Origin of the sequence: Thalassospira sp., from assembly GCF_030690045.1 — a bacterium.
Classification (GTDB): Bacteria; Pseudomonadota; Alphaproteobacteria; order Rhodospirillales; family Thalassospiraceae; genus Thalassospira.
This window is the reverse complement of the sequence record NZ_JAUYHK010000020.1, coordinates 34,950-51,217: the sequence shown is the minus strand read 5'-3', so window position 1 is coordinate 51,217 and position 16,268 is coordinate 34,950. Positions and strand designations below refer to the sequence as shown.

Annotated in this window: 12 protein-coding genes and 1 pseudogene; 3 read left to right on the top strand and 10 right to left on the bottom strand. The window is 48.0% G+C overall.

Going from position 1 to position 16,268, the window contains the following annotated elements; translation table 11 throughout:
• Nucleotides 1–158 precede the first annotated feature (158 nt).
• From Q8O73_RS16775 to Q8O73_RS16760, 4 genes are all read right to left on the bottom strand, one after another.
• Nucleotides 159–3,290 carry an efflux RND transporter permease subunit gene (locus Q8O73_RS16775; RefSeq protein WP_305559347.1) on the bottom strand — a complete coding sequence of 1,044 codons (3,132 nt, stop codon included), beginning with the start codon at nucleotides 3,288–3,290 and terminating at the stop codon, nucleotides 159–161.
• Entirely contained in the window at nucleotides 3,287–4,408 is a 1,122-nt protein-coding gene (locus Q8O73_RS16770; protein WP_305559346.1) for an efflux RND transporter periplasmic adaptor subunit, read from the bottom strand. The genes Q8O73_RS16775 and Q8O73_RS16770 overlap by 4 nt, the downstream gene beginning before the upstream one ends.
• Nucleotides 4,389–5,792 (bottom strand): efflux transporter outer membrane subunit, encoded by a 1,404-nt coding sequence (locus Q8O73_RS16765; protein ID WP_305559345.1) that lies wholly within the window; start codon nucleotides 5,790–5,792, stop codon nucleotides 4,389–4,391. The genes Q8O73_RS16770 and Q8O73_RS16765 overlap by 20 nt, the downstream gene beginning before the upstream one ends.
• Before the next feature lie 196 nt (nucleotides 5,793–5,988).
• Complete coding sequence (locus Q8O73_RS16760; protein WP_305559344.1) at nucleotides 5,989–6,819, bottom strand: MipA/OmpV family protein; 831 nt, start codon at nucleotides 6,817–6,819, stop codon at nucleotides 5,989–5,991.
• 341 nt (nucleotides 6,820–7,160) lie between these two features.
• On the opposite strand from Q8O73_RS16760, the pseudogene Q8O73_RS16755 reads away from it, so the two are divergent.
• Nucleotides 7,161–7,594 (top strand): annotated as a pseudogene (locus Q8O73_RS16755) (IS481 family transposase); the annotation flags it as partial.
• On the opposite strand, the gene Q8O73_RS16750 reads toward Q8O73_RS16755, so the two are convergent.
• The 3 genes from Q8O73_RS16750 to Q8O73_RS16740 are packed head-to-tail and all read right to left on the bottom strand — an operon-like array spanning nucleotide 7,591 to nucleotide 10,238.
• Nucleotides 7,591–9,027, bottom strand: a complete 1,437-nt coding sequence (locus Q8O73_RS16750; protein ID WP_305559343.1) for a HAMP domain-containing sensor histidine kinase — start codon at nucleotides 9,025–9,027, stop codon at nucleotides 7,591–7,593. The pseudogene Q8O73_RS16755 and the gene Q8O73_RS16750 overlap by 4 nt on opposite strands.
• 8 nt (nucleotides 9,028–9,035) lie before the next feature.
• Nucleotides 9,036–9,713 (bottom strand): response regulator transcription factor, encoded by a 678-nt coding sequence (locus tag Q8O73_RS16745; RefSeq protein ID WP_305559459.1) that lies wholly within the window; start codon nucleotides 9,711–9,713, stop codon nucleotides 9,036–9,038.
• A 33-nt stretch (nucleotides 9,714–9,746) separates the two neighbouring features.
• Entirely contained in the window at nucleotides 9,747–10,238 is a 492-nt protein-coding gene (locus Q8O73_RS16740; RefSeq protein ID WP_305559342.1) for a PepSY domain-containing protein, read from the bottom strand.
• Nucleotides 10,239–10,904: 666 nt separating this feature from the next.
• On the opposite strand from Q8O73_RS16740, the gene Q8O73_RS16735 reads away from it, so the two are divergent.
• Nucleotides 10,905–12,110, top strand: a complete 1,206-nt coding sequence (locus Q8O73_RS16735; protein ID WP_305559341.1) for an AraC family transcriptional regulator — start codon at nucleotides 10,905–10,907, stop codon at nucleotides 12,108–12,110.
• A gap of 253 nt (nucleotides 12,111–12,363) precedes the next feature.
• On the opposite strand, the gene Q8O73_RS16730 is transcribed toward Q8O73_RS16735, so the two are convergent.
• Nucleotides 12,364–13,467 carry a LysR substrate-binding domain-containing protein gene (locus Q8O73_RS16730; protein ID WP_305559340.1) on the bottom strand — a complete coding sequence of 368 codons (1,104 nt, stop codon included), beginning with the start codon at nucleotides 13,465–13,467 and terminating at the stop codon, nucleotides 12,364–12,366.
• On the opposite strand from Q8O73_RS16730, the gene Q8O73_RS16725 reads away from it, so the two are divergent.
• Nucleotides 13,417–14,694: a 3-phosphoshikimate 1-carboxyvinyltransferase gene (locus Q8O73_RS16725; RefSeq protein WP_305559339.1), complete on the top strand. Its 1,278-nt coding sequence runs from the start codon at nucleotides 13,417–13,419 to the stop codon at nucleotides 14,692–14,694. The two genes, Q8O73_RS16730 and Q8O73_RS16725, sit on opposite strands and share 51 nt — an antisense overlap.
• Nucleotides 14,695–14,710: 16 nt before the next feature.
• On the opposite strand, the gene Q8O73_RS16720 is transcribed toward Q8O73_RS16725, so the two are convergent.
• Complete coding sequence (locus Q8O73_RS16720; RefSeq protein ID WP_305559338.1) at nucleotides 14,711–15,310, bottom strand: metallophosphoesterase; 600 nt, start codon at nucleotides 15,308–15,310, stop codon at nucleotides 14,711–14,713.
• Between the two features lie 73 nt (nucleotides 15,311–15,383).
• Nucleotides 15,384–16,262, bottom strand: a complete 879-nt coding sequence (locus Q8O73_RS16715) for a phosphonopyruvate hydrolase (protein ID WP_305559337.1) — start codon at nucleotides 16,260–16,262, stop codon at nucleotides 15,384–15,386.
• Between the last annotated feature and the right edge of the window lie 6 nt (nucleotides 16,263–16,268).

Below are 16,268 nucleotides of genomic sequence, written 5' to 3'. Positions count from 1 at the left end.
CTATCAAAAGAACTGCGCGACGAAGTGCTGAGCGACACGGGTGTGACTCACGCCTCTCCTTGGCAAGGGAAGAACACCGATCACCGTCTTCATGGACGGTCTGCCGAAACCGAAAAACGACAAGGAGGACACCGAGAAAAAGCCGCTAACCTAACCCCTCAAGAGCGGCGACTGACAGGTAATTTCCGTCTCTGTACAGTCAGTGTCCGAATCTCGGGAGGCAGCTCAAACAACAGCAATAAAACTGGCATCAAACACAGAACAATAAACGTTCCAAACGCAAGGCCGAAGGTCATCGAAACAGCCATAGGAATTAGGAATTGCGCTTGTTCGGATGTTTCAAGCATCATTGGTGTTAGGCCAAGGCACGTTGTCAGGGTTGTTAGAAGAATGGGACGCAAACGGCCACATGTTGCTTCGGTGATTGCTCTCACATGCGGCACTCCTTGCATGCGAAAACGGTCATAAGCCGTAACCAGTACCAAAGAGTCATTCACCACCACCCCGGCCATTGCAAGAATACCGATGATGGAGATAATGGAAATGTCATATCCCATCAGGATATGCCCCCATACAGCCCCAATACACGCAAACGGAATGACAGAGAGAACCAGAAGCGGCTGCACATAAGAATTAAATCGCAACGCGAACAAAGCATACATAATGCAAAGCGTAATCAAAAACCCGTTGCCCAATATCTCCATTGATCCATCGGTTTCTTCTTCATCACCGGCAAATTCAACTGTGAGTCCAGGATATTCCGCCAGTATTTGCGGAACCAAACTATCTTCCAGTGCGTCCTCCACCGCATCATCGCTGACCCCGATCATAATATCGGCTGTCACAGGGTAAATGCGTTTTCCATCACGGCGAGCAAGCGTAGTGGTGCTTTGTCCGGATGTGATTGTGACAAGTTCTGTTAGTGGCACTAAATATCCGCCAGGTGTTTTAATCAACGCATGATCAAGGGCGCTGCGTTGCTGACGTTCTTTTTCAGGAAGGCGTACCATCATCTTAACATCGTTACCGCTTCGAGAAATACGCAGGGCTTCTGCGCCATAAAAACGATGCCGGATTTGCCTTGCAATATCACCTGCCGTTAATCCCATTTGTACGGCATTATCTTTGAGTTTGATCTTTAATTCAGGTTTGCCAGCACGCAAACCATCATCAATTGCCGTTAGACCGGCAATTGATCGCATACGTTCACCTAGTTTCAATGCAGCTTCACGCGCTATAGATTCATCCGGATGGAAAAGCTCCATTTGAATCGGCTCTCCGCCGGTTACGTTCGTTTCACCGGTAAAGGTCAATGCTTCAAGCCCACCGGGATCGCCAAATCGTTCTTGCCATTGACGCGCAAATTCTATTCCGTTTATCACCCGTTCATCTTCGGGCGGCAGAACGGCCAGTGCTGAGATATAATGTGATCCAGCCAGAGATTCCGATTCAATTTCTCCTTCATCAAGGCGCGCACCGATTAAGGAGAAAATGCCGGGTGTTCTCATGCCTGATTCTGAAAATACAGCCTGCGCGTCCTTGACCATTTTGTCCTGAATGGCAATGGACTGTGACTTTGGTGAACCATAGGGAAGTGTTGCATGGGCAATAACCGTGTCAGATTGCACAGGCGGGGTAAAAATGAAGCCAACCATGCCGCTGACAGTTGCAGAAACCGTAATAAACAATAAGGATAAGGCCAGACATAATATTGCCATCGGGCGTACCAATGTCGCACGGACAAAGCGGCGGAACGTTTCGCGGGTAAAATTCTCCAGCCATGCATTGACCCTTTCCTGCGGACGGGACAAAGTTTTAAGCCAGGGACGTTGGGGGTTATCCTGTGCCAGATGTGTTGAGAGAACAAAAAGGCATTCAATCAGGGAAACCAGCAAGACCGACACTACCACAGCCGGTATTTGCTCCATCATCGTTCCCAGTGGCCTTGGAATAAAAAACATGGGCATAAAGACAAGCATGGTTGTGCTGACTGCCAGCAAAATCGTCACGCCCATTTCTTTAAGCCCTTCGACCGCAGCGCTTAAATTATCCATGCCCTTACTGCGGTTGGTGTGAATGGTTTCACCCAGCATAATGGCATCATCTACCACCACGCCAATGGTGACGATAAAGGCGAATAATGAAATTTCGTTAATCGTTGCGCCAAACAGCGGCAAAAGCATCAACCCGCCTAAAAGCGAGGTGGGAATCCCCATCATCACCCAAAATGCCAGGCGCGGCGTGAGGAAAAGCGCAAGCACAATCATCACCAGCACCAGCCCTAAAAAAGCATTACTAATGAGCAAGCTGAGACGGTCACGATACGTTTGCGCGTCATTTTCAAAAATATCTAAAGAAACGCCTTTGTATCTCTGTGTGGCGCCAGGCAGGTAATCATTGACAACTTTTTCAACTGAGGTCGGTGTTTCTGCTCCGGCTGTAAAAATGTCAATCTGGATCGCCGGTTTGCCGTTATACCAGGCTTCAATCGGAGAGTTTCCAAACCCGTCTTGTAATGTGGCGATATCCGAAAGCCTTAGTGGTAAGCCTGTCTTTGTTTCCTTGATTATAATATCTGAAAATTCGTGCGCCCATTCGCGGCGCTCATTCGTACGCAGCGCAATATCAGCCTGCGGCGTATAAATCGTGCCCCCGGCTAAATCCAGCGCTGTATCTCGAATGCGGAGGGCAACATCTTCCAATGATAAACCATGTGCGCGTAGCGTTTTCTCACTGATTTCGGCTGTGATTTCTTGCTCACTCGGTGCTGCCAGCTGAACTTTGGTTAATCCTTTCTCGGTAAGAAGATCATCGCGAATGTTTTCTGCCGTTTGCCGCAACCAGAGCAATGGCTGATCACCAGATACGATCAGCGACATAACTTTCTCAATTTCTACCGGGATGCTTACAACCGGTTTTTCTACCTCCAATGGGAAGGTATCGATACGGTCGATCGCATTTTTGATATCACCCAGCATTTGATCGGGATTGGCACTCCGAAGCAACGTCAGTGTGACAGTGCCCAATCCTTCACGTGCAACCCCCTGAACCTTTTCAAGACCTTCCATACCGCGCACAGCATTTTCAATTGGTAACAGAATGGCGGTTTCAATTTCCGCAGGTTGCGCCCCATCAAATGCGACAGAAACTTCCACGGTTTTGGATTGGGTGGTGGGTAAAACTTCCTGACGGATTGATTGTGCGCTTAACAAGCCGCCGACAATGAAAACAGCCATCAAGATATTGGCAATCACATGACGCTGTAGAATGTTTTCTAAAAATCTATTCATAACGCCTCATCCTGATTCTGTTTGATTTCAGGTAAGCGAAGCTCCATCCCTTTTAGGGGCGATGCGATATGAGAGAGGATAACCTGCGCTCCGTCTTCCAGCCCGTTAGCAACTAAAATCCGTTCGTCATTTTGCGCAGCAAGCGTCACTGAACGAATATCAAGCGTATTGTCGGCTGTTAAAATCCAGACCGTGTTATTTTCTCTTAACGCGGTTTTTGGTAAAGCGATCACATTTTGAAACTCAAGACCGGGAAGGGTTACGGCAGCATAATATCCTAACGGCAAGACCACATCGGTCACGGACACCAAAGCCTGCTTTTGTCGCGTATCCGGATCAATTTGCGGCAAGACGGCTTTCAGGGTTGCCGGATACGCCTTGTCGTTGATTGTAATTGTGTGTTTTTGCTTTGTAACATCAACGCTATAGTCAGAGGGGAAAGATGCGGTGATATGATAGCTGTCTGTACAGGCTATACTCAGTGCAATTGTGCCGTTTTCCGCATATTGTCCGGCAGCGATATTTTCTTTTATGATTTGACCGTCACAAGGCGCATTAAGCGTTGTGCGTTCGAGATCAAGCTCTGCCTGTTTTAATTGCGCTTTTGCTATACTTAGCACGGCTTCCCGCTCTTTTAATTGTGGCTGCCGAAGGGCTAAAGCATTGCTTCTTATGGTGCTGTCATTTTGCTGCAGCAATTTATATTCTGCACGGGCAATATTTTGATGTCCCTTTTCAATTTCAAGGGCTTGCATGGCTTGTTCATAAGTGGCTTTGGCTTCGGCTAAGCGATTTTCAAAATCCCGGGGATCAATGGTAAATAAAACATCCCCCTGTTTAATGGCTGCACCTGCGACAATATGATCAGAAACCGAAACGATAGAGCCTTCAACTTGCGGACGAATATCAACTTGTTCGCGCGGCTCTACCAATCCCCAGGCCGGAACATCAAGCTGTAATGTGCTGCGTTGCGCTTTTATGACATCAACCGTCAACGGTTTTGAAAGCAAACCGGAAGGCAGTTCATCTTCTTCACTAGCCATCAGCAAAACAGCTATCATCAGACCTGCAATCAAGATCGCAGGTGCAAGCCAGCGTTTATGTTTCGGGTATTTCACTCATATTCCCTTCTTTTAAATTCCATGGAGCACCAAAGGCTTTCAAGATTATTGCCCTGTTGATCAACAAGTCACGTTGCAGATTAATTTCGCGTCTATGCAGGTTTTGCAGATTTTCCAGCGCACTCAGAACGCTAAAATAATTCTCTTGCCCGTTGACGTAACGCAGCTTGGCTTTGCTCACGGTTTGCTGGGCGATAGAGATTTCTTCGCTCAGTAAAGTTCTCTCTTTAAACAATGCCCGTTCACGGCTTAATCCGTTCTCAATATCCTGCACAGCAACCAGCATGGATTGTTCAAGATCTGCCAGGGCTCCTTTAGCGATTGCCTCGCGGCGTGATACTTCGGCTTTGCGCCGCCCAGCATCAAAAATCGGTGCAAGCAAACCGGTGGTAAAACTCACAATTTGTCCATCACCGATATTGGAAAGCGTATTGCCTGTGATATTGTAATTCAGTCCGATAGAAAGCTTCGGCAGACGATCGGCAATCGCTGCGGCAACATCCTGATCTGCCGCCAAAAGAGCAAGGAAAGCTGCCCGAATATCGGGACGACTTTCCATGAGTTCTTTGGAGGTGGGCAGAGAGGAGAACGGTTTTACATCCGGCCATATTTCAAGCGGCAAAGACTGTCCATCAGGAATTTGCCCCAGCAAAACATCATAGGCGTTAGCAGCCTTGATCTTATCGGCCTGAACAGAGGGGATCTCGCGTTTGGTTGCCGCTAAACGCCCACGCTGCTGGAGAACATCAAGTGCGCTTCCTTGCCCTTGTTCAAGACGCAGTTCTGTAAGCTCTAAAAATTGTGTATTTGTTGTTTTTTGTTGCTGTAAAATCATTTCCAGCTTGGAGGCTGTATGATGAGCAATCCAGCTTTCCACCAAAACAGTGCTTAAATTAAGTGCTGTTTGATCAACCAGTGCTTTTTGTTCTTCAAGGCTGAGGCTTGCCGCTTTTCTTTTTGCACGCAAACGCCCCCAGATATCCAATTCCCAATTCAGCGCCCCCCCAAAGGAAATGACACTGCTTGTCTCCGGTGAACCGCCATCCTCTTTTTCTCTTTTGCGTTCAAAACCAGTTGTGGCATCAAGGCTAGGGAACAGATCAGCCCGTTCTATACCATAACTGGCGGCGGCTTGTTCTACTCGTGCACGGGCTGCTTCGAGTTCAGAACTTTGCGTATTAAGTGCCTCAATATCCTTTCGTAAAACCGAATCACTGAAACTTTCTGACCAATATACTGAACCGGCATTCACCCTTTCATCGGCACTAAAGAAATGTTCTGGCATGTGCGCAGAAAAATCAGGCCGATCCGTGGCTGAAATCACGGAACATGCCGGTAATAGTAAGAGACATATAGCTAATGGCGCATATTTTAATATCATGTTTTAATTCTAAAAAATGCTTCCTCACCATTGGGTGAGCAAATTATTATATTTTGGAAAGGTTCCATGTTTTAAGTGAAGTACGTTTGTAATTTTGCCCTCTTTATCTTTATCAACCGGCTACAAGCGCCTGAAAACCGACTTGTCGATGAAGTCGGTTTCCAGTGCGAATGAGAACAAATGAAAAAGTGTTAGATTAGAATGTGTAGGCCAATCCCACACCGACCCTAAAGAACCCTTCGTTATCAACAATCGGGGAATCTTTGGCATCGCCTAGCAATCTTGTATAGCTGGCAGAGGTTGTCGCAGACCAATTCTGTGTAATTCTGTAATTTGCTTCCAATTCAATGCCGTAGTTTTCAAAGCCACCATCGGCATCATATTGGCTGTAGGTCGCAGAATTTGCAGCTTGTGAAGCAGATACACCGTAAAAGCTCCGGGTGTACTCCTTATCGGCATAGGTGATAAATGGCCCTACACCGACAAACAAGCGGTCTGTCACAGGCGCATCAACACCAGCAGAGAGTTCGGCAGTAAAGCCATCATGGCCGCCAAAAGCTTTTGCGACCTCAAGCCCGACTTCAACAAATCCGATTTCACCCTCGGCAAAAAAAACAGCTTCTGCTGCCCCGTCGATATCACCCAGCCCATCCAGTTCTGCTCTGGCATCTGCTTCATCCCGACCTTCGGCATATCCTACAGCGATACCCAAAGCATATTCAGGACCATCCTTTGATCGCAAAAGATACGCACCCAAGCCTCTTTCAAAATTCAGAAATAAACGATCTTTGTATTCAATATCGACATAGGGCAAGACGTCGAACTCTGTTTTATCAATACCTGGAGAAACAGGGCCATATTCTCCAGCTATACCGATGGTCACATCCCAATCTTTCCAGTTACGTGTTCCCATTTTTTCTTCATCATGTTCGTATGAGAAAGTTCCCGAGCCACGTTCTTCGGCATACACTGCGGTACTGCCCAATGCCGTACAAGCCGCGAGCGAAGCTATTATAAGCTTTTTCATAGCATCCCTTTTCATTGTGTTAGTTGGCCTCCCACCCGCCAAAAATACTTAAAGGGTGATTGAGTAAATGTAGCTTAGATGATCGCGTCTAACTGACACGTTGCGAGCACATTAACGATTGTTAACGTTGAAGCTGAGCTGAGACCGTATTCACCTGACAGTTAAGCCCCCCCCGACCCGGGTGCCGGAGGAAGTCGAACAGGCGGCGCTCGATCGCCCATCCCAGCCTCGGACCACGGCGGACCGCCCACGAACCGGCGCAGAGGAGATCCAGGTCTCCTCCGGCGGCATGTGGGACCTAGGCGCGCTACAACCTACTGTACGTCTTGGACAGGAAAATCGACCTGGTGGCCGTCGACACCTTTCTGGTGGGAACGCTCGGAGGCGTCGGGAAGGTTTATCTCCAGACCGCCATCGACTGCTTCTCGCGCTATGCCTGGGGCAAGCTCTAGACCCCGAAACTGCCGGTCGCCGCCGCCCACATCATGAACAACGACGTCATTCCCACCTTCGAGGGCCACGGCGCGAAGATCACACCGTGCTCAGCGATAACGGGCGGGAATATTGCGGGCGGCCCCGATTGGCATCCCTGCGAACTCTTCCTACGCATGTTCTTGGATGAGCACTTCCGCCTCATGGGCAAGACCAAGTTCTATAGAGCGTGGAGGAGATGCAGGAAGGCCTCGACATCTTCCTCAAGACTCACAACACCAAGCGCCCGCACCCGGGGCGGAACATGAAGGGGAGGACACCGAGAAAAAAGCCGCTAACCTAACCCCTCAAGGAGCGGCGACTGACAGGTAATTTCCGAATCTGTACATTAAAAAAAACCACTGTAACAGATAAGCCACAGGGAATATGGTCTTCCAGAAAAATTTGCGCTTTATGTAAATCTATAACGGCCTTTGCAAGCGCCAATCCAAGGCCGCTTCCAGGTGTATGGCGACTGGCTTCAGCGCGGTAGAAGCGCCGAAACACTTTTGCCTTGTCTTCATCAGGGATGCCAGATCCTGTATCTGTTAATACGATGTGTATTTTTTCATCCTTATTGAGAGCCTGAATCGTAATAATGCCGTCCTCAGGAGTAAATTTCATCGAATTTTCAATAATATTGGAAAAAACCTGAAACAGCATATCCTTATCTCCCATTATATTAGGGATAAATTCAGGTAAATCTATATTCAGTGTAATATTTTTTTTCTGCGCCAAAAGCATATAATATTCATATAAATCATTTAAAAGTGATCTCAGATCAACAATTCCAAATGATGAACGCCGATTTCCATGTTCTATATTGGCAATTCTCAAAAGAGCATTAAAAGTTTTAATAATATGGTTAGTTTCATCAGCGATATCATCAATACTAACATCGCCCTCTCCTTTTTTGAGAGTCTCGATATGATGATTTAATCGTGTTAAGGGAGTGCGTAGATCATGAGCAATATTGTCTGAAACTTGCCGTATGCCTGCGACCAAGTCTTCAATGCGCTCCAACATGGTATTAAAAGTATCGGCAAGCGGCTTAAAGTCGCCCGTTGCATGTTCAGCGGGAATACGCGCAGAAAGCCTGCCTGTTTCAATAACCGCATCTGCTGCTTGATGAATCAAGCGCATGCGCTTCAAAATCATGGCTCCCATCAAAAACCCGATAAGCGCCATCATGCAAACCAAGGCAATTGTAATCCAGATCACCCCCATAATAGCGATTTCAAGTGTTTGAAACGCGTCAACATCGCGCCCGACAAGCAGGCTCATACCGTCACCCACGGTGATCGTTTTGGCTATAACATCATAATGCGGAAAAAATGCATCCTTTTGCTCCGGTGCATTGCCAGTCACATCACTATAAGGGATATCAAAAAGAACAAAATCGCCGTCTTTATCTTCCATAACGCCAGGCACTGTATGCAGGTTGCCGGTTATGCGGTTTCCGTTTTGATCACTTAGTAAATAAAAGCTGCTGATATCCCGGCTTTCCAGGCGCCGTTCAACGGCCCTACGAAGTGCCACCTCTGGATTTTCAGAGAAGTCATAAACATCAATAAAACCGTAAATATCGATATTTAACGCGGTTTGTGTTTCCGCATAATTATTTCCATAATAAGTGATATACAAAAATCCGCCTACCACACAAGCAGCAATGATCAATACGCCCATATAAAGAATGGCCAAATTGCGAACATTGCTAATCCATGCGCCGATTTGCATAAAACGCCCTAATTTTCTCTAAAAATATAGCCAGATCCGCGCACCGTTTCTATAAAGGATGCTTTTCCTTTATCATCAATCTTGCTGCGAATGCGGCTGACATGTACATCTATCACGTTGGTTTCCGGAGCGAAATGATAGTCCCAAACCTGTTCCAGCAGCATTGTGCGTGTCACCAATTTACCTCTATTCCGCATGATATATTCCAGCAAACGAAATTCACGTGGTTGAAATTCTATGGCCTGGCCGTTCTTGGTGACTTTATGTTTCAGCAAGTCCAATTCCAGATCCGCGACCTTAAGTATGGTATCTGCTGACTGTCTAGGGTTATGGCGTTTGGCAATGACCTCAAGCCGTGCCATCAATTCGGAAAACTGAAACGGCTTAACCAGGTAATCATCTCCGCCGGCCTTTAACCCGTCCACGCGATCATCAACATCCCCCAATGCGCTTAAAATCAACACAGGGGTTTGGATTCCACTGGCGCGTAGTGTTTTTAGGATCCTTATTCCATCCGGTGCAGGAAGCATGCGATCCAGAACAATGGCGTCAAATTCTTCTGTTGTCGCCATAAATAGACCATCACGGCCAGAGTCCGCCTCCTCTGCGGCATGGCCGTGCTCCCTTAATCCTTTCAGGATATAAGACCGAACACTTTCATCATCTTCTACAACTAAAATGCGCAACAAAACCTCGCCTTCTTTCATTTTAAGCTAAATCTATTGCAGATCACCGGACATGCCATCTATGAGATATTTTGCACCGTCTTCAAAAATGATTTCGAAATAGCTATTATTGTTATCAATTTGAAAACTTGCTTCTTCAATTGGCGAGTTCTTTTTTTCGGAAACTGCTTCTATAGCCTGCCACAGAGATATTTTTGTCTGCTCGAAAGCCCGTTTTTGATCGTCACTTAAAGGAGTCCAAAACATTGTTTCCTCCTTTTCATCTGAGAGAATTTGGCCGCTTTGCGGATCTATAAAAGATTCATAAAAATCACCGTTACGCAGTGTCTCAATTTCATAAACCTGCCGACCTTTATATTCTGCCGCCTCAATTTTGTAGGTCCTTGCATTATGGGTTTGTTCAATTTTCTGAAGCATTTTACTAAGCATATGATTATCGGCAGAACTTGCCGAAGAAACATACAAGATAAGGAAAATTCCTGTGGCAACGATTATTGATTTTGCTGTGGATGTAATGGGAGCCATATCTATTTTCCTTTCGTTTGGTTTTAACAACAAAACAAAGGATAAAGGATTCCGGCTTTTCTCAGGGTTGCTGACACATTAAATTTTGTTAATGATAGCCTCTCCGAATTTCTGAGCTATTCTCGATCGGCTGGACAGGGTCTGGCGTAAATTAAGCTACTCGTTGCACCTGCTGATCGGGGTTGATTGTTTCATTTCTCTGCTCATAGACTACGTCTGGCGGCATACCCACCAAGGCTGCCTGAATTCCAAGCTGCATGTCGGCACGGCAAGCCAATTGTCCTGCTGCCAACTGAAGGTCAGATGAGCAACCATCTTGGCCTAAGCTTACCCGAACAGCATACGGAAATGACCACCTCGGTACGCCCGAAAATGCGCAGATAATCGACGTGGCCGACCACCTTGCTGGTAATGGTGTGCACACTCGCATGCGGTTTGTCTGCGCCATTAACACTTTTCACATCTGATTCGGCGCTGGTGGTGCCATCTTCGGACGGGCGCGCGGCGTCGTCACGGTCCTAAATATCCAAGCTGACGAAACTTGCACGGGTTTGCGTCCGTTTGTACATAATCGGACACCTTCTGTGTCCGATTATGCCTATTGAAACGATACAGATAGTTTGCAATTCACCAGATATCGAAAATCAGGATCAGGAGCATGCCGGAATGACCGGTTGGACGGATTACGTAAGCATCACGGTTGCTGTGATCGGAGTGGCTCAGGCGGTTTTCCTATGCCTTATCCTGCGGTCCGAAGGGGCACGCGCCTTTGGTGCAAACCGCTGGATGATCCTTTTCATCGCCACGATTGCCATCAACCTTATCGAAGACGTTCTTGAACAATTCGTGTCTGCCGATCTCGGGCAGATTTTTGATTTGTTCTTTGATCCGATCAATTATGTGATTGCACCGGCGATATATCTGTACTTCTGTGAAATTTCGGGACGTCCATCCCGCCAGCCATGGGTTCACTTCATCCTGCCATTGCTGGTCCTGAACCTGATTGGCTGGGCGATCACACATGATAGCAACAATACTGTTGTCTGGTCAGACGGATACAGGGCCAGTGATGTTATCGGTGGGTTTTGCTGGACGGCGATCTTTATTCAGATCTCGCTTTATATTGCGCTGCTCTGGGGGGTGAGCTGTCGTTATTTTCGCCAGACACAGGAACAGCTCGGGGCAGATCGTAATATCATGCGCCGCTGGCTGGGTGTTATTCTCGGCGGGTTGATGTTTGTTTTTGTGACGGTTGTCGTTGACCGGATCGTCAGCCTTTATTTGCCCCATGATACCGAGATGTTTGGCACCGAAATCGCTTTTGTCGCGGTTCTGTTCGCCATGAGCTATGAAATCGCCGCCAAACCGGCCTTGTTTGTCATGGCTGACTGGCCGACCGATTTCGATGACGCGGCCGCCAGACCGGTCAGCAAACGCTCAGAAGCTCCCGGCATGACACGGGATCATGAAAATGACCCGCCCCGTCCGGAACCCGAACCAACGGTCCGTCCGCTGCTTGACGAAGACGAGGCCAATCGCGCACTTGCCCAGCTTAAGGATATTCAAAAGTGTGGCGATATCCTGCTTGATCCGATGGTCTCGCGATCCAAGCTCGCTCGTGCGGTTGGATTGACCCCCAATCAGCTGTCTTATGTCCTTAACCACCATGTCGGGCAGAGCTTTTTTGATTTCGTCAATCGGGCGCGCATTGCCGAAGCCCGCGCGGTTCTGCTACTGGAGCCCGACCGGACGATTTTGGACATCGCGCTCAGTGTCGGGTTCAACTCGAAATCGACTTTTAATCTGGCCTTCAAGAAAATGACCGGGGAAACGCCAAGTGCGGTGCGCGAGGCCGCGCGCAAAGCAGTCTGAATGAAGCGTTCAGCCTTTCTTAGGGGTATAGGGCTTTGTCCGCAGATGTTTGATCCCGAGGGCGATGATACGTCTTTATTCCGAGCTAAACAGACAGAATCTCGGCCCCATTCAGACTCAACGATTTAGAGCATTATTGCATGTTTGATGTCAGGAACCATAAAAAGTGGCGTTGGGATTGTCGATAAATCAATTACTTAACATTTTCCATTGCCAGAAAAGATGACATTTTTCCAAAATCGGATTTTCAGGCTTAGGAATACAATTCCCATTCAATGTCTTGCTCTTCAGGATTTGCGCTTGTGTCTTTAATCTTGAGCCAGTCGAGCAAACTTTCAATGTTTCGGATGCTCCGGTTTTCCTTGTCATAAAGCGCATAGAAACCGGACCCAACAACAACAATTTCAGGGAAAAGGTTGATCAACCTTTCCTCCTTAAGTTCCTGTTCGACCAGTACCTTCGGAGCAAGAGAGATACCAGCACCATTTTTGGCCGCTGTAATGCTCAGGAAGATATGATCAAAAACCTGCCCTTTGAGTGTTTGACTGGATTCTATGCTGGCCTTGCGAAACCAATGTGGCCACGCGGAGATCCTGCTTTTGATATGCAGAAGGTTAAACTCAAGTAGTTCAGATGGTTCAATCAAAATCCTGTTTTTCAGCAAAGAGGGAGAAGCCACTGCGATCGTTTCGTCATCAAGCAAGCGAACACATTCCATCCCCGTATGCTTCATCGGGTATCTTCTGATGATGACGTCGTTGTTCTCATACTCTTTTTTGAGTTCATCAGTTGTTGAAGTCTCCGTCCGGACCTCGATCCTGGGGTATGCGCGCTGAAACTCGGCAACCCGCGGCAAAAGCCATTGCACAGAGAATGTCGGCGTCGCATTTACGCGTACACGATTGAGAACACCGGAGTTAGCAAGGTTTTCTGACGCAACAGCAATCAGATCAAAACTCTGCTTGATATCTTGCAGATAATTTCGCGCCTTTGGCGTCAGCTCAATGCCGTTCCCTTTCTTCTGAAACAGCTTTTGATTGAAGTGATGCTCAAGCGCTTTGATTTGCTGGCTGACAGCACTGTGGCTAACATTTAGTTCGTTTGCCGCTTTCGTAACACTCTCGTGCCTGGCAGCAACTTCAAAAGCATGTAAAGCCTTCAATGGCGGCAACCGTCTCATCGCGCTCTCCGTTAATTCTTCTAACGATTGGGTGAGTACATTGTTCTGTATAAAGCGGCAATTTTTTCCTAATAAACTGGTCGCATCGGACGTTTCACCAACCTTTTCCGGAACCAGAGAAAACACATGCTCCCCCGCACCATAGCGACAATCACCCCCATAAATCAGCCAATGCATGGTGCTGTCACGGTTCCGGGTTCCAAATCGATCACAAACCGGGCTCTTCTGACTGCAGCACTGTCCTGTGGCACAAGCAAGTTGTCAGGCGCATTGTTCAGCGATGATACAATCTACATGATGAAGGCACTGAATGAATTTGGTGTAACGGTGCAGCGAACAGGGGAAACCAACATCGAAGTGGTCGCGACCGGAAAACTACATTCCCCCTCAAAACCCTTAATGCTCGGGAATGCAGGAACCGCCATGCGGTTCCTGACGGCGGCAGCAGCTCTTGCCGACGGCAGCGTCGTTTTGGATGGTGACAAACACATGCAAAAACGACCAATCGCGCAGCTGATCGCATCTTTAAATACATTAGGGATCGACGCACGGTGTGAAACCGGATGCCCGCCATGCGTTATCAAAGGTGTCGGCACTTTTCCTGGCGGAAAGATTGAGGTTAATGGCACGTTATCAAGCCAATACATATCCGCCTTGATGATGATTGCCCCGATGGCGACCTGCCCGACCACCATCAAGATTATGGGTGGCGAAATTGGTGCGCGTGGATACCTGGATATTACCACCTCCGTCATGAAGGCTTTTGGAGCTTCGATAAACTGGCAGGACCGTGACATCATCACGATCTCCAACAAACCATACAGTGCATGCAACTACCACATAGAGCCTGATGCATCCGCCGCAACCTATTTCTGGGCAGCGGAAAAACTATCAAATGGAAATATTGCAATAGGAACGTCACCGGCTGAACTTTCCCAACCGGATGCAGCCGCATACCCCATTATCCAAAAATTTCCACAAATGCCCGCTGAAATTAATGGAGACCAAATGCAGGATGCCATTCCTACATTGGCGGTCTTGGCTGCATTCAACAACTCCCCGGTCCGGTTCACAGGCATTTCCAATTTGCGGGTCAAAGAATGCGACCGAATTTACGCAATAAACGAGGGACTAAACCGCATCAACCCGGGATTATCGTCTGTTGATGGTGATGCTCTGCTTATACATGGAAACCCCGGACTGATCGGGCAAACACACCCCTGCCAAATAAACAGCTTTTCAGACCATCGTATTGCAATGAGCTTTGCACTGGCAGGATTGCAAGTTGGCGGCATTCAAATCCTCGATCCCGAATGTGTTGCCAAAACATTCCCCGAATATTGGACAGAATTAGAAAAGCTTGGCGCCAAGATTAATTTCTCGACCACAGTAAGGAGACCCTGACCAAGACGAAAACAGCCTATAGTTCAATCCAGTTTATCGTGGGACCCAAATTCATCACTTTGGTCTGTCCGACATATTCATGCATGCCGATGCAATGATGGATATGCCCGCAAAGATGCACCCGTGGCTTTTTATCCCGCACGGTTCTAAGCAACGCTTCGCTTCCTTCATGCCGTCCGTCTGCCTGAAAATCCACGACACCATAGGGGGGCGAGTGTGAAATCAAAACCGCACCTGTCGGACAACCTGCCAGCAAGTTACTCGCCTGCTCCTCACTATACGACTCACTCCAGAGAGCATCTTTCTGAAAAGGAATTTCTCGGCTGATGCCATAAAACTCATGTCCCTTGATGTTGACCCCTGCACCATCAAGCAGTGTAAAGTTTGGCACTGCGCCGCAGATTGCCTGAAGTTCGTCAAAGGAATCGTGATTGCCAGACACCGCCAATAGCGGGGCATCTGCACTGGCAAGAATATCCAGCGTATCCCTCAGCCCAATACCCCGCATTGCAAAATCCCCGGCCCCCACCAGAATATCGGCGGCACAGCTTTCACGAACAATTTGACGCGCGATTTCCTGATTACGATGCAGGTCGCTAAATGCCAGTATTCTCATTTCTTCCTTCCAAGCGCTTCATAAGAAGTTAGGCCGGAAAGCCCTCACGAACAGACCATCCGGCCTGAAATGTCTAACGCAGGAATCTCGCCTCGTTTTCCTTGACCTGATCCATGCGTTGAAGCCGGAAAATCTCTGAGACAGGTACGATATCTTCGTTGGCGTTCTGAATACCACCATCCTTGATAATACGCGCGAAGACCTGCTGCATCCCGGTTACAGCAGCCCGAATGGCATGGTTACCGTAAATAAGAATACCAATCTTTTGCAGGGCCTTGGCGCGTGATTCGGTCATCTCCGGATAGGCCGTTGGGACGATGACAATCGGAACGCTACCATCCCAGTTCCTGACAAAACTTTCGATCTCATCGGGTGTTTTTTGCTTGGAATGCACAAGAATCAAGTCCGCGCCAGCCGCTTCGTAGGCACGAGCGCGTTCAAGTGCTTCGCTTTCACCACGGCCCGCAATCAATGCTTCTACCCGCGCTATTATCAGAAAATCCGGATCTTTTCGCGCACTAACCGCTGCTTCGATTTTCCCCTGAAACTCCGCAATCGGCAAAAGGTCCTGCCTGCCACCAGCAACCAACGAGGTGACTTTCGGGAACATCTTGTCCTCGATCACCACTGCTGCCGCACCGGCTGCTTCATATTGCTCTACCGTATGCAGGACATTGATTGCATTGCCATATCCGGTGTCAACGTCTGCAACAATGGGCAATGATATCCGCGCAGCCATGTTACGCATGTTGGTCAAATGCTCCGCCATGGATATCAGGGAAACGTCTGCCAGCCCCATGGCAGCGGAGAACTCAAACCCGCTGGCCCAAATACCATCAAATCCCGCTTCTTCTACCAGCATGGCTGACAAGGGATCATGTGCCGCCATCACCCTTGCCATTCCTCCCGATGCCACAATTTCGCGCAAATTCTTGGATGTTTCTCGCATCATTTTTAA

Bases quoted from the DNA above. Each gene is read 5' to 3' on its own strand.
- Q8O73_RS16775 (WP_305559347.1), bottom strand. From the start codon at position 3,290: ATGAATAGATTTTTAGAAAACATTCTACAGCGTCATGTGATTGCCAAT.
- Q8O73_RS16765 (WP_305559345.1), bottom strand. From the start codon at position 5,792: ATGATATTAAAATATGCGCCATTAGCTATATGTCTCTTACTATTACCG.
- Q8O73_RS16760 (WP_305559344.1), bottom strand. From the start codon at position 6,819: ATGAAAAAGCTTATAATAGCTTCGCTCGCGGCTTGTACGGCATTGGGC.
- Q8O73_RS16750 (WP_305559343.1), bottom strand. From the start codon at position 9,027: ATGCAAATCGGCGCATGGATTAGCAATGTTCGCAATTTGGCCATTCTT.
- Q8O73_RS16740 (WP_305559342.1), bottom strand. From the start codon at position 10,238: ATGGCTCCCATTACATCCACAGCAAAATCAATAATCGTTGCCACAGGA.
- Q8O73_RS16735 (WP_305559341.1), top strand. From the start codon at position 10,905: ATGACCGGTTGGACGGATTACGTAAGCATCACGGTTGCTGTGATCGGA.
- Q8O73_RS16725 (WP_305559339.1), top strand. From the start codon at position 13,417: ATGCTCCCCCGCACCATAGCGACAATCACCCCCATAAATCAGCCAATG.
- Q8O73_RS16730 (WP_305559340.1), bottom strand. From the start codon at position 13,467: ATGCATTGGCTGATTTATGGGGGTGATTGTCGCTATGGTGCGGGGGAG.
- Q8O73_RS16720 (WP_305559338.1), bottom strand. From the start codon at position 15,310: ATGAGAATACTGGCATTTAGCGACCTGCATCGTAATCAGGAAATCGCG.
- Q8O73_RS16715 (WP_305559337.1), bottom strand. From the start codon at position 16,262: ATGATGCGAGAAACATCCAAGAATTTGCGCGAAATTGTGGCATCGGGA.